Origin of the sequence: Wolbachia endosymbiont (group B) of Longitarsus flavicornis, assembly GCF_964028135.1 — a bacterium.
Lineage (GTDB): Bacteria > Pseudomonadota > Alphaproteobacteria > Rickettsiales > Anaplasmataceae > Wolbachia.
Map to the genome: position 1 here is coordinate 876,701 of NZ_OZ034758.1, position 18,952 is coordinate 895,652.

The window sequence follows — 18,952 nt, forward strand, 5'->3', positions numbered from 1 at the left end:
TGAATTTGTAAAACACTATATAAGATACCATACAACGAAATCATCCCAGTGTTAAACGCTGGGATGACAGAGAGCAGCTCAATTGCTCCACTCAATCAGTAAAAATCAGATATATGTAGACATTGGCTAAAACCATTCCAACAACATTTTAGTGAAACTTAACAAGCTTATCTATAGTTTTAGTGATGATTCTTGGAGTATTTGGAGAGACTTCTGAGCCCAGTCTATTTAACCGCTCTATAGCAAACCCGCTGTTCTCATTTATTATGAAATCACATAAAATATTTTCTATATCTTTAATAACACTTTCATGCTTTCTCAGAGGATGGTTATTCGGATATCTATGAATGGTTTTGATGCTAGAATACTCAACGAAAGCTTGATCTTTAAAAGCAAGTTGTCTCAATTTCTCTTTGAATTTTTCTTCTTCATCTCTTGCTAAAAGGCAAGACTTTATCAGTGATTTTATAATCGAGTTTATAGCCTGATGTATTTCAGAATGCACTATAACTTTGATGATATTTTCTTCCACTATGCAATCATAAGTGCTTTTTTCGCTCTTTAATGACTCTATAAGCATTTTGCTATTTTGCGAATTCAATTCCAGATTCTCTTCACTTATAGGAGTCATTATAAAGGTATTCTTATTTACCCTGATGTAAAATTGTGGCAACCCTTTAGAACAGGCAAATGCTACATCCTTAGATTCAAGTGCGTGATTGTATGAAGAAGAAAGGGTGCTTGCTATAACGCTACTTGGTACTTTCATTCCATGATTACTTAGGTGATTTAACACATTCTCAACATCATGATATGTAAAACCTGTATCTTTTATCAATTCAACAACTTCTATGCAATTGTGTTGTTTATACTCTATTGTCACTTCTTCTGTAAAAAGAGTTTTAGCTGCTATATGCTTATCAAGCACTGTGAAAATCTTGATGAAACTCTCTAAATCTTGTTTGTTAATTAATTCAATACTAATTAAGTTTTTGCTAACAATTATAATATTTTTTATCATTTTTTCCCACTAAAAAAACTCACTAGATGAATTGTATTTTTAATTCATTAAAAATTGTTTAAAGTGGGTATGCCAGCAACAGTAAGACAAAAAAATCACATAAAATCTTCATTATGTATTATATTACATCCCTCGTGTTCATCACTGCCGCTTGTGTAAGCTGTTGCATTAATGCTATCTTCATTGTTATTTAACATATTATCCAACTTTCCTTCTTTTTCAAGATCCATCAATTTGTCACATCCAGCAATATGATGTACATAATCACCATTTTCATCAGTAATAAAAATTTGTGGAACTGTCCTGACGTTATATTTTGATTTTATACCGTCAAACAAATCCGAGTTTCTAAGTACATCAATTTCTTCGTATTTCACACCTTTTTCATCCAATAACTCTTTTGCTTTCTTGCAGAATGGGCAGTACTTCTTCACATATATTACAACTTTTCCTTTAGTGTTTTTCATGATTTATCTCCATAGTTTATAAAATACAACTATTATATATAAAAAATATATATAAAATATCAAATTGTATGAAAATTATTTACAACTGTGAGCAAGGGATAAAAGATAATGTGGCACTAACTTTCGGAAATTTCGATGGCGTTCATTTAGGACATAAGTTTGCAATTTCCAATCTAAAGAATGTAGCACAAGAAAGAGGATTACCCTCTGCAGTTTTAACTTTTGAGCCTCACCCATCAACTGTTTTATTTAGTAGGAACAATTTTAGGTTAATAGATCAAGAACAAAAAAAGGAACTAATCAGCAGCTATGGTATAGATTACTTGTATATTATTAATTTTAGTAGAGGTTTTTCTGAGGTTAGCTGCGATGACTTTATTGGTAAGATTTTGGTAAAGAAGTATGGTGCTAAACATATAACTGTTGGAGAAAGTTGTACTTTTGGTCACAAACGATTGGGTAACATATTAACTCTAGAAAAATATTCTCAGATGTATGAATATTCTTTAACTAAATTAGAGCCATTGATAATCGATAGAAAAATTTGCTCTTCTTCCTCAATCAGGGAGTGTTTACAAAAAGGAGAAATAGAAATTGCTAATAAATTGCTTGGTAGGTCTTATCAAGTTTCTGGTATTGTAACAAAAGGTGCATGTAGAGGTAGAGAAATAGGGTTTCCAACCATAAACATTCCGATAGAAGATTACATGATAAAACCTAAGTTTGGTACATATTACGCCAAAGTTGCATTTTCTGAAAATAGTTCAAGTTGGCTATATGGAGTAGTCAACATTGGTATGAGACCTACATTTAAGGACTTAAAAAAACCTATAGTAGAAATGCATATATTTGACTTCAACGAAAATGTATACAATTTTAAGGTTGATATACAACTTTTAAAATTTATTAGGGCAGAAAAAAAATTCCATAGTATTAACGAGTTAACAAAACAGATAGATCGTGATATAATGAAGGCTTACCAGTTAAAGATAAATTTATGAAAAGGATATGTTTAGTTATTATATTGATTATAGTATCATTCGATCAAACAAGTAAATTGTATATAAACTCTTTGATTGATGAGGGGGAGTCAATCGAGATTACTAGTTTTATGAAATTAGTTGAAGTTTGGAATTCAGGAATTAGCTTTGGAATGTGTAGTACTCTGCCGCATGGCAGCTTCTTTTTTTCAGCATGTTCAATATTAATAATTGGTATACTTGCATACTTGATATATAAATCTAATGATAAGTCAATTTACCTTAGTTTTTCTCTGATGATTGGTGGAGCGATCGGAAATGTAATTGATAGAATCTATTGGGGAGCTGTATATGACTTCATATATTTTCATATCAATGATTGGTATTGGCCAGCCTTTAATTTAGCAGATCTATCTATAGTTTGTGGAATGTGTACATTGTTATATAAGTGGTATATATATGATAGGTCTATCTCTAAGCAAAATGAGGAATGAAATAATGCTTCGCAAATTCTTTAGTTTTTTTATACTATCTGTGTTTTTTTTCATTTGTCCGATTTCTTTGGAAGCTGAAATCATAAAGCATGCTAAGCTCAGTAACGGATTGGATGTTTATGTAGTACCTAATCACCGAATTCCAGCTGTTTTTCATGCAATAATATATAAAGTTGGGGGAATGGATGACCCAATTGGCAAAGCAGGCTTGGCTCACTACTTTGAACACTTAATGTTTGAAACTACAGGAAAATTTAAAGACATAGAATCCACTTTGGGCAGCATTGGGGCCCAATTTAATGCTTTTACCACTAAAGAATACACCTGCTACTACGAATTAGTTCTCAAAAAAGATTTACCACTAGCAATGGAAATTGAAGCAGATAGAATGGGCAATTTTGATGTTACTCAAGACAAAATAGATAGAGAAAAAAATATCGTATTAGAAGAAAGAAAGATGAGATTTGATAATAATCCTGAAGCTTTACTATGGGAGGAAATGAACAGTGCATTTTATCGTAATGGCTATGGTAGGTCTGTTATTGGTTGGGAGAGCGATATTAAAACTTACAATCAAGATGACATAACAAGGTTTCATGATAACTATTATCATCCAGGTAATGCTATACTGCTCGTTGTTGGTGATGTAGAATTTGAAGAAGTAGCGGGATTAGCAAAGGAAAAATATGGTGCAATTAAAGCTGAGCCTGTAGTTAAGCATTATCCGAACCAAGATTCAATACATAATGCAGATATATCGGTAATTTTAGAAAGCACTGAAGTAAAAGAGCCAGTTTTATACTTTCGCTATAGTGTTCCTTTATTTGAGCAAATAAGTGAAACTTTTCCTGTTGATTTGGCAGTTGATGTTTTGGGGAATGGCAAGTCTAGTAAGCTATATAAAGATTTAGTTCTAGATAAGAATGTAGCAGTAGAAGTGTTTGCTTATTATAATAGCTTAGCTTTTAGTAATGGTTACATTGAGATTCGGGTAACTCCAAAAAGCGGGGTAAATTTGGATGCTGTTGCAAGAGAGTTAGAAAATTCTATTAATCACTTTAACTCTGAAGGAATAACAAGTGAAGAGTTGCAAAGTACAAAGTCTAAATACAAAGCAGCACAGCTTGATAATCTATCTGATTTAACTAATATAGCAATGTTTTATATACCACGTCTAGCACTAGGTATTCCACTTGATGAAATAGACATTTCATATAGCAAAATTAATGATGTCAATCTGGAAGATGTAAATCACAAAATTCGTACTATTTTTTCTACTAATAAATTAGTCGGTCGTTTACTACCAAAAGGAGTTAATAATGATAAGAATAAGTAAATTTGTATTTCTATTTTTTTTCTGTCTAGGCTTTAATTTGCAAGCAAGCAGTCACTTAAATATAGAGGAGGTTACTACTAATAAAGGATTTAAGTTTTTATTTGTTGAAAACCATGATCTACCAAAAGTTTCACTTAATATATCATTCAAAGATGCAGGTTGTGTGTATGAAAGTGCAGAAAAGCAGGGGCTTGCTTGGTTTACTTCTCTTGTAATTCAAGAAGGAGCAGGAAAAAATGATGCCAAAGATTTTGCGAAAAAGCTTGAGGATAAAGGAATTAGTTTAAATTTTACTGCTGGTTTAGAAGCATTTAGGGTTTCATTAAACACTTTATCTGAGAATCTAGAGGATGCAATTTCACTACTGAGTGATGCTATAATGCGCCCTAAAGTTGATCCTGAGGGGTTAAATAGAGTATTCGAAAAAGTCAAAGTAAACTTTAATAATTTTGAAAAAGATCCTTATTTTATTGCTGCAAAAGAGTTGGATACGTTGTTGTTCAAAAAACATCCTTACTCAAGAGATCCATATGGAACTCTAGACACTATAATGAGCATTACTAGAGACGATGTTTTAACATACATAAAGCGTAGTTTTACTAAGGATAATATCGTCATTAGTGTTGTTGGTTGTGCAACAAAAGAAGAAGTTAGTATGCTGCTCGATAAATATTTATCTAAGTTACCATCAAAAAGATCGAAAGTTAGGAAGATATCTGTAAAAAATGAATTTGGGCCTGCAGAAAGTAAGAGCGTTTTTATGAATATACCACAGAGTGTAATACTTTTTGCTCAAAAAGGCATAGCATATGAAGACCCTAATTACTATAATGCCAGTGTTTTGATTAATGCGCTTGGTGGCATGAGTCTAAACTCAATACTAATGAAAGAGTTGAGACAAAATCTAGGTATTACTTATGGTATTAGTGCAAGTAATGTTACCAATAAACATGGAAATGTTATACTTGGGTTTATGAGCACAGATAGCTCTACTGCTAGCAGAGCTATCTCAGCAGTAAAAGATACATTTAGCAGAATAAAAAAGGAAGGAATTGACGAACAATTATTCAAGGATGCAAAAACCAGTTTAGTAAATAACCTTATCTTCTCTTTTCTATCCAATAATGCGAATACAGCAACGTTACTGGATAGTATGCAGATAGATGATCGTGATATTAACCATATAAATAATTATGCAAATATCATTAATGATGTTCAATTGGAAAAAGTAAACAAGCTGGCAAGTTCTTTACTGAATCCTGAAAATTTATTTTTTGTTGAAGTTGGAAGAAACGCTCAAGGTCAATAGTTAATACCTTCTGCTATTGATCTTACTGCTTTTACATAACACTTATGCTCTTCAGCTAGAATGCGCTCTGAGAGACTGTGAACATCATCATTTGGTAACACTGGAACAGTAGCTTGAGCGATTATGGCTCCAGCATCAATTTCAGGAGTAACATAATGCACAGTACATCCTGTAATTTTTACACCCGCTTTCAGAGCTTGCTCCTGAGCATTTAGGCCCTTAAATGACGGAAGTAAAGAGGGATGAATATTTATAACTTTGTTATGCCATTTATTCAGGAAATTGGCCTTTAGAATTCTCATAAACCCTGCAAGGCAAATTAAATCAACCTTATGTTGAACAAGTATTTCATGAATTTTATCAGTATCAAGTGGCTTATCTTCAACAACAAACGCTGAAACTCCTGCTTGCTTTGCTATTTTAAGGCCTCCAGCTTCACTATTATTTGTGATAACATACATAGTTTCAGCAGGGAAATTCTGATCTTGACATGCTTCTATTAAAGCCTGCATGTTTGATCCTCTACCTGAAATTAGTATTCCGAGTTTTATCTTTTTCATTTTAGTGCAGCCGTAAGAATGGATATTAATAAAATAGCTCAAAAGGAAAGTTTATTTTAGAATAAATACTATTGTGTAGCAATATTTTACACTGCTGGATAACATGGAATTAAAGAAATCATTCAGTTTGAAGTAACTTTAACATTTAATTTTAGGAATATTATACAATTTATGGTAAATAAATGCATATTTTTATGGCTGCGTTATTATTTATTTAACAAAGTATTAGTATAATTTACTACACTGAATTAAATGGAGAAAATTCAATGAATAAATTACCAAGCAATGCAAAAACAAGCAAGTCTCAGGTTACTCAGTGGGAGGTAATAAAAAATTGTGAATATTCTGATAATTGTTTATCAAAAGTAGTAACTTTATACGTCATTAAAATGGCAGAATTATCAGATATTTATACGAGTAATGAACCTGAAATTAATACTATACTTACAAGAATAAGCATAACAAGTGAAAATGCATTTTTAAATAAGGTTGTTGATATTGAAATTATGGAGGGCATTTTTCCGTACAAATTCAACAGCAAGAAGAAAAATAACATATCAAGGCTAGAAGATTTGTACAATTATTTATGTTCTACTGTTATTGATAGCCTTCCAAAAGAAATGCTTGAAAGCCTAAGAAGAGAATACAGAGACGCTGTTAACTTATTTAAAGCAATTACTTAACTAGGTGTAGCATTTTTAAGACTTTACCTTCTATTTCAGAAATGCCACTTTCAAGATCTTTATCTATCAAACATATGGTAGATAAATATGTTTTCTGCTTCTTTTCAACATTGATAGTTAAAGTTCCAGGAGTAATCGTAACCGAGTTAGCAAATAATGCAATGGTCTTATCATTATGTCCTATGCATTCTCTTACAATAACAATTGGCTCAACTGTAGATTTGAATCGTAGCACCTTTTTTGTTACATAAATACTTGAAAAAATAATTTGGTAAATTAGCCAAGGTATATAACTTATAAGCTGATAAAGTGACAGCCTACCACTATCATTTAGAATTTGACTAAGGGCACTTTCAGCATCAATTAACCTTTTAAAGATAATCAATGTGAACACAGAAGAAAATACTCCACAGAGAATAAAAAAAGGCTCAAAATAACCAGACAATGTAATCCATAGAGAAGACAAAATCACAAATGATAGAGAAAAAAACTTAATATTTTGCCTGACTTTCATGATTTGGAGTATAACTTAAATGATTTTTTAGGAAAATAAAAAGTTCTTGATTTTTGTGTCAAAGAACATAATAACCAAGTTATTTTAATAAGTAGTGGAGATTATGACGCTTGATGATTTTCTAAAAATGCTTGAAGAAATAAATGATACTTCAGGTTTAAGCAAGAACAACATAGTTGAACGAATAAAAATAAAATTAGAAAGAATTGATTTACGGAGGTGGGAAGATAGTGGATTTAATATCAATCATATATTCACTACACATAGTGATCTAGATCCTGTAGAAACTACCATACGCGTCAAGTTAAGGAAATAAAGGTATGAAAGAGATAGAATAATAAGGTATAAGTTCTCCCAGATATACTTTTAGTGAGAGAACCAATGAATAAAATAACTAGCTTATCAAAAAAGCTCAAAGAATTTTTTAATGAAAAAGCAGAGAAAATCTCAATTACAACAAGGTTTATAAAAAGAAAGAGAAAGCTAAAAGGTTCATCATTCGTAAAAGCCATGGTCTTGGGTAATATAGGAGTTGATAATTGTAGCGTAGAAACAATGTGTCAATTACTAAACGAGGACTCGATAGATATAACAAAACAAGGTTTGGATTTTAGATTTACTGAAGAAGCAGTGGAATTTATGAAAAGGATGTATAATGAATCTGTGATTCTCTTTAAAAATATCTTGCAAGTTGATTGCAAAATCTTACAGCAATTTAATAGTGTTAAATTATTGGACAGTAGCTATATTACTCTACCTAACAGTATGGAAGAGATGTATAAAGGTTATGGTACTAGCTACAGTGGCTATGAAAGCAATACTAAGTATGGAATAAAGTTACAATTAGTTTTCGACTACATGAATCAGATAATAGACCAACTTAATTTAACGGAGGGGGTAAGATCAGACCCACTGCCATTAAGTTAAGGAAAAGTGATGAACTGTATTATAAAATCAGGTAAGATTCACAAATTAAAAGAAGTAATGACATGAGTAAAAAAAAGAATAATCATGTTTATAAAAAATAAATTGATGAGTTTAAACTTTATAAACGCACACAGAGCATCCTCAAAAGACTTCTCACGAAAAAGAAAGCTGCCCTTCGTTAATGTATTTCTCCTGATTTTTAGAAAGAGTGTAAAGTCATTACAAGTGATGCTTAATGAGTTTGTTCTGCATACAAGAAAAGATTATACAATTACGGCAAGTGCATTTACTCAAGCAAGAAAGAAGCTAAAACATACTGCGTTTTCAGAGTTAAATGATGATATAGTTTCCCTATACTACCAAGATCAGGAATTTAAAACCCACCATGGCTTCAGAGTACTTGCATTTGATGCTTCAATACTGATTCTGCCAAAGAGCGACAAAATAATAGGTGAGTTTAGCTCAAGAGCAGTATGGAATGGAATCCAGAGATTTGAAGACTATACAAGTGCAACCTTTGAAGTTTGTTACGATGTGCTAAATAATATTGCAATAAAATCTGTGCTAAGTAGAGGTGACAGCTATGAGGTTGATTTAGCAATCGGTATGCTTGAATCCATAAAATCAGACGATTTGTTAATCTGTGATAGAGGATACGTATCTTATCGATTTCTTGCTGAGCTTACAGGAAGGAAAATCAATTATATAATTCGCTGTTCAAGTTCGTCTTTCAATGAAATAAACGCTATGTTTAAGCCGGAAAGCCCATCTAGTACGGTGGTAGTGTCTACCGCACCTATTAAAGTAGCAAGACAGCTACGAAAGCTAGGATTACCTGATGAGATGAAATTCAGGTTAGTCAAAATAATACTTTCTTCTGGCGAAGTTGAAGTGTTAGTAACATCTCTGTTAGATGAGAAACGTTTTACAGTTGAAGAGTTTGAGAGATTATATTACTTGCGCTGGGGAGTAGAAACATTTTTTTCTAGGCTGAAGGGAAGATTAAATTTAGAGAATTTCACAGGAAAAAGTATTGAAACTATTGTAAGTTAAAAATGTGATATAAAGGAAACAAGAGGGAAGATAACTCTAATCACTATAGGAATAGAGTTATCACGGGTGTGTGCGACCGGTGAAACAATTGGTATTACAACCGTATTGATCAAGGTACACTAGCCCTATCTCTCGATACGTTTGAATAGTTGCGTGGGACATATGTATGCACCCGTTTACAATCTTAAATTAATTAAACTATCGAGGTTATCATGATTACATCTTATCAAAATTTTATAGGCATTGATATCGGAAAATTTAAAAATGTTGTTGCAGTTCACAATCAGAAAAACGCTGTTACATTTAACAATAATACTGCTGGTTGGCAACAATTGTTTAAAGAGTTTTCAAATATCTTACCTGATTCTTTAGTAACTTTGGAGAACACAGGAAAGTACGAACTTGGCTTAGCACATTTTCTTGTTGATAAGAATATTGCTGTACATCGAGCTAATACTCGCAAAGTAAAAAGCTTTACCTTATCTCATGGAACTTTAGCAAAGTCTGATCAATCAGATGCAAAAGCTATTGCTCAATATGGATTTGAACGCTATAGTACTCTACCTCTATTTGTACCTATGTCAAAGGAACAAACAACTTTAGCTGCACTTTGCCAACGTCGTGATGATCTTACGCAAATGAGAACTCAAGAGAAATGCAGATTAGAAGCACCTGAAAACAGCTATGTAAAAGAAAGTTGCCAAAAAACTATTGACTTTTTTAACAGTCAGATAAAGGAGCTCAACGATTCCATACAAAAGATTATCGATGAAAATCCAGAGTTACAGAAGCGCCAAAAAATCCTTAGAACAGTGCCAGGAATAGGTCCAAAATTGTCTCAAGACTTTGTATGTCTAATGCCAGAACTTGGCTACTTAAACAAAAAAGAAGTCGCAAGTCTTGCTGGAGTTGCGCCACATCCAAAGGAAAGTGGAAAAACTATTGGCTATCGAAGAATAACAGGTGGTAGAAGCAATGTTCGTACAAAGCTTTTTACAGCTGCGATGGCTGCTACAAGATCTAAATCTGCACTTGGTACTTTTTACTCTGATCTTATTGGTAGAGGTAAAAAGAAGATGGTGGCTATAACAGCTCTAATGCGAAAGATCATAGTAATTGCCAATGCACGACTTAAAGAAGCAATTAATATGAAATAAAAAAGCTGCATAGAAAATAGGTTAATGAATATGTGCGCCCACACAAACTGAAAGCACATATTCATTAATCATAAGATCTAAGCAGTAACAGCTGTTTGATATAAAATTCTTTTTCTGTAATAAATTAGATTTTTTATTGCCGAAAATACATTTTTTAGTTGAGTAGAAATACAAAATTATAAACAAGAGTTGTAATAAAACTAAACTCAAAAAATTAAAAAAAACATAGTTGATCAAGCAGGATTTTTGGTCAACTATCTTCATCAGTAATCTAGAAAGTATCATGATAGAAGATGATGAAGAGACATTGAGCTCACAGAATAGTAAACTAAAAAAAAGCATCAATAAATCTGTCTCATTTAATGCGATTAAAAACTTAGCCTTTGATATTTTTTCTACAGAGTCAGACATAGACTGCATTATGGATCGACTATCACAGTTATTTTTGATGAACACTTTAGTGGTGAGAAAAGGGAGAAGAGTTGATCGTCATAAGATATCTGATATTCGTTCACTCAACTACCAGAAAAGAGCTAGAAAACATGTGTTTTAAATTCAAGATATCTTTTCAGTATCATTGCATTAGTACATTCTTTGCAAAATAACCTGCAATTATTACTTTTTTAAATAACTTGCACTTTTCAGACTCCCTTTTCTTAAAAATTCACCCTAGTATTTACCATAATTATCAATCACTTCAAATTTTTTGTCCAATCTTAACTTCTCTTTCCCTTAACTTAATGGCAGTGAGATCAGACCAGGGATATAGGAAACATTTAAGTAATATATTAAGCAATGATTTGCTAATATCTGATCTCGGTTATTTTGTGCCAAGTTCTTTTAAACAAATCAATGAAATAGGAGCTTATTTCATAAGTCGTTATAAATCCGATACCAACATATATGATGTAGAAACAAATCAAAAAATGGAGTTATTAGAATGTTTAGAGGATAAGTTATTTTTAGAAAACGAGGTATTGTTAGGAAAAGAAGCAAAAATTAGAGTAAGAATTATATGTCAGAAACTAACTGAAGAACAGTCTATGGCCAGAAGAAGGAAAGCTAATAGATTAGCAAGATCGCAGGGATATACATCCTCTAAAAGAAATCAAAAATTGTTGAACTGGTCAATATTTATAACTAATGTTCCAGAAAATAAAATTAGTGCTGAGCAAGTATTAACGATTTACAGAGTAAGGTGGCAAATTGAGTTATTATTTAAATTGTATAAAAGCCATATCAGGCTTGATAAGCTAAAAGGAAAGCCATGCAGAGTATTATGTGAACTATATGCTAAATTGTGCGCAATTCTTATATTTCACGGCATGGTTGGTTGCACAGAAGTGAAAAAGAATACAGAACTTAGCTTAACAAAGGCATTTATTGAGCTAAAAAGGCGGGTTAGAGAGTTATTTTTAGTATTAACCAAAATTAATAGTTTAAAAGCATTTCTTAAAAAACTCACTATAACTTGGTCGCGATTTTCATTAAAAGACAAACGTAGAAGGGCTAGAGTATCCACTTTAACCTCTCTAAATTTGCTCACAATCTCTTAACTTGACGCGTATGATTGATGAAACATTGCCAAAAAATGTCCTTCCTTCATTAAAAAAGAGGTGTAATAAAAGAAAAATAGGAGAGGAGCCGGATAGCAAGCTAAGTGAAGCGCAGACATCTTTGCATTTTGACAGTAAAGGCTTTAAACCTATATAACTTCACATGTTTTGTCTGTTTAAGAGACAAAAAAAGGTAGTGAATTTTGGGCTAAAAGTGAAATGTACAGATTGTATAAAATAGTGCTCCCCGGGCCGGATTCGAACCAGCGACCAATTGGTTAACAGCCAACTGCTCTACCACTGAGCTACCGAGGAATAAACTGCTTTCAACTTATCACATTGAACGCCGATTGTAAACGATTTTTATGTAGACTTTAGACCTAGATATCATTCCAGTGCATGGAGCTGTAATCCAGTCTTTCTTACCAACAAAAACTTAGAATAACTTTTGTTCTTAAAAAATTTCTAGATTCCAGACTCATGTTTCAATGTTAAACAAGGTACAATAGAATTGAGTAGGGTAATTTCTAGGGAATTATTATATTCTAGAAAAAGTAAAATGTCATCCAGATAGACTAATGTACAAGGTAAGCTGAATGTCTATAAGGAAAAACAGCAAGGCATTTTAGGATTTGCTATAAATCGCATCAGGAGCTCAAGAGTACAGCTTACAATTACAGATAGGTATAGTTGAGTTTAAAGTAACTACATAAATTTACTACAATTTTCATACCTATAAGCTGCTATGCAACAAAGCCCTGTGTGAGTATAATTTTGACAGGATACAAAGCTTAATGGAGAAAGTTACGAACATCAGTGAAAAACATGGCAATTTTATTCTCATTTGCAGCTGCTATCACGTCTTGATCTTTCAATGAGCCACCTGGCTGAATTATAGCTGTAATTCCATGCTTTGCACTTTCTACTATACTATCTGGAAATGGAAAAAATGCATCTGAAGCAAGCGCTGCGCCTTTACATTTTTCACCTGCTTTTTTTACTGCAATATTCACACTATCTATTCTGCTTGTTTGTCCTGCACCGATGCCAATAGCACAACCGTCTTTTGCTATCACTATTGCATTGGATTTTACATGTTTACATATTTTCCAAGCAAAAATAAGATCTTCCTTCTCTTTTTTTGTTGTAGTGCATTCTGTCACTCGGTTTATTTCTTCTACTTTTACTGTATGGTTATTATTTTCTTGCACTAAGAACCCGCCAACAACATTTTTGATTTGATATTTTGCATTTTGCTGAAGAGATTGATGAATAATCACTCTTAAATTTTTCTTTTTTTGTAAAATTTTTAGTGCCTCATTGTTTACCGATGGTGCTATCACCACTTCCAAAAATATCTCGTTTAATTTCTCTGCTAGCTTTAAATCTATCTCCCGATTGAAAGCAACTATTCCACCAAAACTGCTTATTTCATCACATGATAGAGCTTTTTCATATGCTTTTAAAGCACTATCACTAACAGCAGCGCCACATGGATTATTGTGCTTTATTATCACTGCTGCAGGTTCTTGAAACTCAGAAATTATGTTAAGTGCAGACTCTATGTCGACTATATTATTATAGCTCAACTCTTTTCCATGTATTTTCTCCAGTGGATACTTGCTAAATTGATTGCTATAAAAAGCAGCTTTTTGATGAGGATTTTCACCATATCTGAGTCCTTGTGCTTTACATCCATATAAAGTAAAAAACTCTGGTAACTCATTGCTTTTACCCTGTGATAAAAACCAATTGTAAATATTAGAATCATACTGTGCAGTCAGAGCAAATGCTTTAGTTGCTAGATGTTTTCTATATTCTAATGTTGTCTGATTGTTATTTTTGATCATCTCAGCTTTCAGTGTTTCGTAATCTTGAATGCTAGAAATCACTGAAGTGAAATGAAAGTTTTTTGCTGTAGCTCTAATTAATGCTACTCCACCTATATCTATTTGTTCTATGATTTGCTTCTCACTTGAGTTGCTATTAACCGTTTTCCAAAATGGATATAAGTTAGTTATAAGCAGATCTATCGGCTTAATTTCTAGATTCTGCATTTCCTTTTCGTGCCTTTTTCGATCACAGAGTATTCCTCCATGAATTTTAGGATGTAAAGTTTTCACTCTGCCATCTAGTATTTCTGGAAATTGTGTGTAATCTGAAACTTCTTGCGTTTTTATTCCCGCACCTGATAGCACTTTATAAGTATTCCCTGTTGAGAGAATTTCTATTTGTTGCTGCATCAAAAACGATGCAAGTTCAATTATATTTGTCTTATCGTATACTGATATTAAAGCTCTTTTAATTTTCATATGGAAGGTTTCTTAAGATTATATCTAAGAAAAGAAAATTTGTCTATATATAGCTACTACGTCATACCACTGCGGTATCTCGTTGTAGATTCCGCTAACAAGCACATAGCTGTACGAACCATACGCGTCAAGTTAAGGAAATAAAGGTATGAAAGAGATAGAATAATAAGGTATAAGTTCTCCCAGATATACTTTTAGTGAGAGAACCAATGAATAAAATAACTAGCTTATCAAAAAAGCTCAAAGAATTTTTTAATGAAAAAGCAGAGAAAATCTCAATTACAACAAGGTTTATAAAAAGAAAGAGAAAGCTAAAAGGTTCATCATTCGTAAAAGCCATGGTCTTGGGTAATATAGGAGTTGATAATTGTAGCGTAGAAACAATGTGTCAATTACTAAACGAGGACTCGATAGATATAACAAAACAAGGTTTGGATTTTAGATTTACTGAAGAAGCAGTGGAATTTATGAAAAGGATGTATAATGAATCTGTGATTCTCTTTAAAAATATCTTGCAAGTTGATTGCAAAATCTTACAGCAATTTAATAGTGTTAAATTATTGGACAGTAGCTATATTACTCTACCTAACAGTATGGAAGAGATGTATAAAGGTTATGGTACTAGCTACAGTGGCTATGAAAGCAATACTAAGTATGGAATAAAGTTACAATTAGTTTTCGACTACATGAATCAGATAATAGACCAACTTAATTTAACGGAGGGGGTAAGATCAGACCCACTGCCATTAAGTTAAGGGAAAGAGAAGTTAAGATTGGACAAAAAATTTGAAGTGATTGATAATTATGGTAAATACTAGGGTGAATTTTTAAGAAAAGGGAGTCTGAAAAGTGCAAGTTATTTAAAAAAGTAATAATTGCAGGTTATTTTGCAAAGAATGTACTAATGCAATGATACTGAAAAGATATCTTGAATTTAAAACACATGTTTTCTAGCTCTTTTCTGGTAGTTGAGTGAACGAATATCAGATATCTTATGACGATCAACTCTTCTCCCTTTTCTCACCACTAAAGTGTTCATCAAAAATAACTGTGATAGTCGATCCATAATGCAGTCTATGTCTGACTCTGTAGAAAAAATATCAAAGGCTAAGTTTTTAATCGCATTAAATGAGACAGATTTATTGATGCTTTTTTTTAGTTTACTATTCTGTGAGCTCAATGTCTCTTCATCATCTTCTATCATGATACTTTCTAGATTACTGATGAAGATAGTTGACCAAAAATCCTGCTTGATCAACTATGTTTTTTTTAATTTTTTGAGTTTAGTTTTATTACAACTCTTGTTTATAATTTTGTATTTCTACTCAACTAAAAAATGTATTTTCGGCAATAAAAAATCTAATTTATTACAGAAAAAGAATTTTATATCAAACAGCTGTTACTGCTTAGATCTTATGATTAATGAATATGTGCTTTCAGTTTGTGTGGGCGCACATATTCATTAACCTATTTTCTATGCAGCTTTTTTATTTCATATTAATTGCTTCTTTAAGTCGTGCATTGGCAATTACTATGATCTTTCGCATTAGAGCTGTTATAGCCACCATCTTCTTTTTACCTCTACCAATAAGATCAGAGTAAAAAGTACCAAGTGCAGATTTAGATCTTGTAGCAGCCATCGCAGCTGTAAAAAGCTTTGTACGAACATTGCTTCTACCACCTGTTATTCTTCGATAGCCAATAGTTTTTCCACTTTCCTTTGGATGTGGCGCAACTCCAGCAAGACTTGCGACTTCTTTTTTGTTTAAGTAGCCAAGTTCTGGCATTAGACATACAAAGTCTTGAGACAATTTTGGACCTATTCCTGGCACTGTTCTAAGGATTTTTTGGCGCTTCTGTAACTCTGGATTTTCATCGATAATCTTTTGTATGGAATCGTTGAGCTCCTTTATCTGACTGTTAAAAAAGTCAATAGTTTTTTGGCAACTTTCTTTTACATAGCTGTTTTCAGGTGCTTCTAATCTGCATTTCTCTTGAGTTCTCATTTGCGTAAGATCATCACGACGTTGGCAAAGTGCAGCTAAAGTTGTTTGTTCCTTTGACATAGGTACAAATAGAGGTAGAGTACTATAGCGTTCAAATCCATATTGAGCAATAGCTTTTGCATCTGATTGATCAGACTTTGCTAAAGTTCCATGAGATAAGGTAAAGCTTTTTACTTTGCGAGTATTAGCTCGATGTACAGCAATATTCTTATCAACAAGAAAATGTGCTAAGCCAAGTTCGTACTTTCCTGTGTTCTCCAAAGTTACTAAAGAATCAGGTAAGATATTTGAAAACTCTTTAAACAATTGTTGCCAACCAGCAGTATTATTGTTAAATGTAACAGCGTTTTTCTGATTGTGAACTGCAACAACATTTTTAAATTTTCCGATATCAATGCCTATAAAATTTTGATAAGATGTAATCATGATAACCTCGATAGTTTAATTAATTTAAGATTGTAAACGGGTGCATACATATGTCCCACGCAACTATTCAAACGTATCGAGAGATAGGGCTAGTGTACCTTGATCAATACGGTTGTAATACCAATTGTTTCACCGGTCGCACACACCCGTGATAACTCTATTCCTATAGTGATTAGAGTTATCTTCCCTCTTGTTTCCTTTATATCACATTTTTAACTTACAATAGTTTCAATACTTTTTCCTGTGAAATTCTCTAAATTTAATCTTCCCTTCAGCCTAGAAAAAAATGTTTCTACTCCCCAGCGCAAGTAATATAATCTCTCAAACTCTTCAACTGTAAAACGTTTCTCATCTAACAGAGATGTTACTAACACTTCAACTTCGCCAGAAGAAAGTATTATTTTGACTAACCTGAATTTCATCTCATCAGGTAATCCTAGCTTTCGTAGCTGTCTTGCTACTTTAATAGGTGCGGTAGACACTACCACCGTACTAGATGGGCTTTCCGGCTTAAACATAGCGTTTATTTCATTGAAAGACGAACTTGAACAGCGAATTATATAATTGATTTTCCTTCCTGTAAGCTCAGCAAGAAATCGATAAGATACGTATCCTCTATCACAGATTAACAAATCGTCTGATTTTATGGATTCAAGCATACCGATTGCTAAATCAACCTCATAGCTGTCACCTCTACTTAGCACAGATTTTATTGCAATATTATTTAGCACATCGTAACAAACTTCAAAGGTTGCACTTGTATAGTCTTCAAATCTCTGGATTCCATTCCATACTGCTCTTGAGCTAAACTCACCTATTATTTTGTCGCTCTTTGGCAGAATCAGTATTGAAGCATCAAATGCAAGTACTCTGAAGCCATGGTGGGTTTTAAATTCCTGATCTTGGTAGTATAGGGAAACTATATCATCATTTAACTCTGAAAACGCAGTATGTTTTAGCTTCTTTCTTGCTTGAGTAAATGCACTTGCCGTAATTGTATAATCTTTTCTTGTATGCAGAACAAACTCATTAAGCATCACTTGTAATGACTTTACACTCTTTCTAAAAATCAGGAGAAATACATTAACGAAGGGCAGCTTTCTTTTTCGTGAGAAGTCTTTTGAGGATGCTCTGTGTGCGTTTATAAAGTTTAAACTCATCAATTTATTTTTTATAAACATGATTATTCTTTTTTTTACTCATGTCATTACTTCTTTTAATTTGTGAATCTTACCTGATTTTATAATACAGTTCATCACTTTTCCTTAACTTAATGGCAGTGAGATCAGACCAGGGATATAGGAAACATTTAAGTAATATATTAAGCAATGATTTGCTAATATCTGATCTCGGTTATTTTGTGCCAAGTTCTTTTAAACAAATCAATGAAATAGGAGCTTATTTCATAAGTCGTTATAAATCCGATACCAACATATATGATGTAGAAACAAATCAAAAAATGGAGTTATTAGAATGTTTAGAGGATAAGTTATTTTTAGAAAACGAGGTATTGTTAGGAAAAGAAGCAAAAATTAGAGTAAGAATTATATGTCAGAAACTAACTGAAGAACAGTCTATGGCCAGAAGAAGGAAAGCTAATAGATTAGCAAGATCGCAGGGATATACATCCTCTAAAAGAAATCAAAAATTGTTGAACTGGTCAATATTTATAACTAATGTTCCAGAAAATAAAATTAGTGCTGAGCAAGTATTAACGATTTACAGAGTAAGGTGGCAAATTGAGTTATTATTTAAATTGTATAAAAGCCATATCAGGCTTGATAAGCTAAAAGGAAAGCCATGCAGAGTATTATGTGAACTATATGCTAAATTGTGCGCAATTCTTATATTTCACGGCATGGTTGGTTGCACAGAAGTGAAAAAGAATACAGAACTTAGCTTAACAAAGGCATTTATTGAGCTAAAAAGGCGGGTTAGAGAGTTATTTTTAGTATTAACCAAAATTAATAGTTTAAAAGCATTTCTTAAAAAACTCACTATAACTTGGTCGCGATTTTCATTAAAAGACAAACGTAGAAGGGCTAGAGTATCCACTTTAACCTCTCTAAATTTGCTCACAATCTCTTAACTTGACGCGTATGGCTGTACGAACATTGTGATACAAGAGACCAAGAAAGAGGAGAGTAGACC

General features: G+C 32.5%; 14 protein-coding genes, 1 tRNA gene and 8 pseudogenes. 14 read left to right on the top strand and 9 right to left on the bottom strand.

The window, feature by feature from the left end; all coding sequences use genetic code 11:
• Nucleotides 1–148: 148 nt before the first annotated feature.
• Together ABWU45_RS04040 and ABWU45_RS04045 are read right to left on the bottom strand one after the other, a co-directional pair.
• Nucleotides 149–1,021, bottom strand: coding sequence for a hypothetical protein (locus ABWU45_RS04040; RefSeq protein ID WP_007301937.1), 873 nt, complete (start codon nucleotides 1,019–1,021; stop codon nucleotides 149–151).
• A gap of 95 nt (nucleotides 1,022–1,116) precedes the next feature.
• Complete coding sequence (locus ABWU45_RS04045) at nucleotides 1,117–1,488, bottom strand: glutaredoxin (RefSeq protein WP_006015443.1); 372 nt, start codon at nucleotides 1,486–1,488, stop codon at nucleotides 1,117–1,119.
• Nucleotides 1,489–1,556: 68 nt separating this feature from the next.
• Here ABWU45_RS04045 and ribF point away from each other — a divergent pair, with 68 nt between their 5' ends.
• From ribF to ABWU45_RS04065, 4 genes are read left to right on the top strand one after another with little or no spacing between them, the layout of a single operon-like run.
• Nucleotides 1,557–2,489 (top strand): riboflavin biosynthesis protein RibF, encoded by a 933-nt coding sequence (gene ribF / locus ABWU45_RS04050; RefSeq protein ID WP_064085258.1) that lies wholly within the window; start codon nucleotides 1,557–1,559, stop codon nucleotides 2,487–2,489.
• On the top strand, nucleotides 2,486–2,962 hold the full coding sequence (gene lspA, locus ABWU45_RS04055; protein WP_007301940.1) for a signal peptidase II: 477 nt from the start codon (nucleotides 2,486–2,488) through the stop codon (nucleotides 2,960–2,962). The genes ribF and lspA overlap by 4 nt, the downstream gene beginning before the upstream one ends.
• 4 nt (nucleotides 2,963–2,966) lie before the next feature.
• Complete coding sequence (locus ABWU45_RS04060) at nucleotides 2,967–4,298, top strand: M16 family metallopeptidase (RefSeq protein ID WP_264375689.1); 1,332 nt, start codon at nucleotides 2,967–2,969, stop codon at nucleotides 4,296–4,298.
• A complete protein-coding gene (locus ABWU45_RS04065) occupies nucleotides 4,285–5,607 on the top strand; it encodes a M16 family metallopeptidase (protein WP_353279079.1) in 1,323 nt (440 codons plus the stop codon). The genes ABWU45_RS04060 and ABWU45_RS04065 overlap by 14 nt, the downstream gene beginning before the upstream one ends.
• Here the strand turns inward: ABWU45_RS04065 and purN are convergent.
• The gene (gene purN / locus ABWU45_RS04070) at nucleotides 5,601–6,167 is read right to left on the bottom strand and encodes a phosphoribosylglycinamide formyltransferase (RefSeq protein ID WP_353277890.1); all 567 of its coding nucleotides are present in this window, start codon (nucleotides 6,165–6,167) and stop codon (nucleotides 5,601–5,603) included. The genes ABWU45_RS04065 and purN overlap by 7 nt on opposite strands.
• 266 nt (nucleotides 6,168–6,433) lie before the next feature.
• Here purN and ABWU45_RS04075 point away from each other — a divergent pair, with 266 nt between their 5' ends.
• A complete protein-coding gene (locus tag ABWU45_RS04075) occupies nucleotides 6,434–6,850 on the top strand; it encodes a hypothetical protein (RefSeq protein ID WP_007301944.1) in 417 nt (138 codons plus the stop codon).
• Here ABWU45_RS04075 and ABWU45_RS04080 read toward each other — a convergent pair.
• Entirely contained in the window at nucleotides 6,843–7,364 is a 522-nt protein-coding gene (locus ABWU45_RS04080) for a Na+/H+ antiporter subunit E (RefSeq protein WP_006015458.1), read from the bottom strand. The genes ABWU45_RS04075 and ABWU45_RS04080 overlap by 8 nt on opposite strands.
• 103 nt (nucleotides 7,365–7,467) lie before the next feature.
• Here ABWU45_RS04080 and ABWU45_RS04085 point away from each other — a divergent pair, with 103 nt between their 5' ends.
• The 7 genes and pseudogenes from ABWU45_RS04085 (at nucleotide 7,468) to ABWU45_RS04115 (ending at nucleotide 12,214) form a co-directional block, all read left to right on the top strand.
• A complete protein-coding gene (locus tag ABWU45_RS04085; protein ID WP_353277892.1) occupies nucleotides 7,468–7,680 on the top strand; it encodes a hypothetical protein in 213 nt (70 codons plus the stop codon).
• Nucleotides 7,681–7,733: 53 nt separating this feature from the next.
• Nucleotides 7,734–8,273 (top strand): annotated as a pseudogene (locus ABWU45_RS04090) (IS4 family transposase); the annotation flags it as partial.
• 102 nt (nucleotides 8,274–8,375) lie between these two features.
• Nucleotides 8,376–9,335: pseudogene (locus ABWU45_RS04095) on the top strand (IS4 family transposase); the annotation flags it as partial.
• 221 nt (nucleotides 9,336–9,556) lie between these two features.
• On the top strand, nucleotides 9,557–10,501 hold the full coding sequence (locus tag ABWU45_RS04100; protein ID WP_353277894.1) for an IS110 family transposase: 945 nt from the start codon (nucleotides 9,557–9,559) through the stop codon (nucleotides 10,499–10,501).
• Nucleotides 10,502–10,733: 232 nt separating this feature from the next.
• Nucleotides 10,734–11,054, top strand: a pseudogene (locus ABWU45_RS04105) (IS4 family transposase); the annotation flags it as partial.
• Between the two features lie 178 nt (nucleotides 11,055–11,232).
• A pseudogene (locus ABWU45_RS04110) lies at nucleotides 11,233–12,057 on the top strand (IS4 family transposase); the annotation flags it as partial.
• 10 nt (nucleotides 12,058–12,067) lie between these two features.
• The gene (locus ABWU45_RS04115) at nucleotides 12,068–12,214 is read left to right on the top strand and encodes a hypothetical protein (protein ID WP_353277896.1); all 147 of its coding nucleotides are present in this window, start codon (nucleotides 12,068–12,070) and stop codon (nucleotides 12,212–12,214) included.
• Nucleotides 12,215–12,300: 86 nt separating this feature from the next.
• Here ABWU45_RS04115 and ABWU45_RS04120 read toward each other — a convergent pair.
• Nucleotides 12,301–12,372 (bottom strand) — tRNA-Asn (locus ABWU45_RS04120).
• 476 nt (nucleotides 12,373–12,848) lie between these two features.
• On the bottom strand, nucleotides 12,849–14,369 hold the full coding sequence (purH, locus tag ABWU45_RS04125) for a bifunctional phosphoribosylaminoimidazolecarboxamide formyltransferase/IMP cyclohydrolase (RefSeq protein ID WP_006013536.1): 1,521 nt from the start codon (nucleotides 14,367–14,369) through the stop codon (nucleotides 12,849–12,851).
• A 197-nt stretch (nucleotides 14,370–14,566) separates the two neighbouring features.
• Between purH and ABWU45_RS04130 the strand changes: the two are divergent.
• Nucleotides 14,567–15,106 (top strand): annotated as a pseudogene (locus tag ABWU45_RS04130) (IS4 family transposase); the annotation flags it as partial.
• A gap of 197 nt (nucleotides 15,107–15,303) precedes the next feature.
• On the opposite strand, the pseudogene ABWU45_RS04135 reads toward ABWU45_RS04130, so the two are convergent.
• The 3 genes and pseudogenes from ABWU45_RS04135 to ABWU45_RS04145 form a co-directional block, all read right to left on the bottom strand.
• Nucleotides 15,304–15,624 (bottom strand): annotated as a pseudogene (locus ABWU45_RS04135) (IS4 family transposase); the annotation flags it as partial.
• Between the two features lie 232 nt (nucleotides 15,625–15,856).
• Nucleotides 15,857–16,801, bottom strand: a complete 945-nt coding sequence (locus ABWU45_RS04140; RefSeq protein WP_353277894.1) for an IS110 family transposase — start codon at nucleotides 16,799–16,801, stop codon at nucleotides 15,857–15,859.
• Between the two features lie 221 nt (nucleotides 16,802–17,022).
• A pseudogene (locus tag ABWU45_RS04145) lies at nucleotides 17,023–17,982 on the bottom strand (IS4 family transposase); the annotation flags it as partial.
• 83 nt (nucleotides 17,983–18,065) lie between these two features.
• Between ABWU45_RS04145 and ABWU45_RS04150 the strand changes: the two are divergent.
• Nucleotides 18,066–18,890 (top strand): annotated as a pseudogene (locus ABWU45_RS04150) (IS4 family transposase); the annotation flags it as partial.
• Between the last annotated feature and the right edge of the window lie 62 nt (nucleotides 18,891–18,952).

Bases quoted from the DNA above. Each gene is read 5' to 3' on its own strand.
- ABWU45_RS04040 (WP_007301937.1), bottom strand. From the start codon at position 1,021: ATGATAAAAAATATTATAATTGTTAGCAAAAACTTAATTAGTATTGAA.
- ABWU45_RS04045 (WP_006015443.1), bottom strand. From the start codon at position 1,488: ATGAAAAACACTAAAGGAAAAGTTGTAATATATGTGAAGAAGTACTGC.
- ribF (WP_064085258.1), top strand. From the start codon at position 1,557: ATGAAAATTATTTACAACTGTGAGCAAGGGATAAAAGATAATGTGGCA.
- lspA (WP_007301940.1), top strand. From the start codon at position 2,486: ATGAAAAGGATATGTTTAGTTATTATATTGATTATAGTATCATTCGAT.
- ABWU45_RS04060 (WP_264375689.1), top strand. From the start codon at position 2,967: ATGCTTCGCAAATTCTTTAGTTTTTTTATACTATCTGTGTTTTTTTTC.
- purN (WP_353277890.1), bottom strand. From the start codon at position 6,167: ATGAAAAAGATAAAACTCGGAATACTAATTTCAGGTAGAGGATCAAAC.
- ABWU45_RS04075 (WP_007301944.1), top strand. From the start codon at position 6,434: ATGAATAAATTACCAAGCAATGCAAAAACAAGCAAGTCTCAGGTTACT.
- ABWU45_RS04080 (WP_006015458.1), bottom strand. From the start codon at position 7,364: ATGAAAGTCAGGCAAAATATTAAGTTTTTTTCTCTATCATTTGTGATT.
- ABWU45_RS04085 (WP_353277892.1), top strand. From the start codon at position 7,468: ATGACGCTTGATGATTTTCTAAAAATGCTTGAAGAAATAAATGATACT.
- ABWU45_RS04100 (WP_353277894.1), top strand. From the start codon at position 9,557: ATGATTACATCTTATCAAAATTTTATAGGCATTGATATCGGAAAATTT.
- ABWU45_RS04115 (WP_353277896.1), top strand. From the start codon at position 12,068: ATGATTGATGAAACATTGCCAAAAAATGTCCTTCCTTCATTAAAAAAG.
- purH (WP_006013536.1), bottom strand. From the start codon at position 14,369: ATGAAAATTAAAAGAGCTTTAATATCAGTATACGATAAGACAAATATA.
- ABWU45_RS04140 (WP_353277894.1), bottom strand. From the start codon at position 16,801: ATGATTACATCTTATCAAAATTTTATAGGCATTGATATCGGAAAATTT.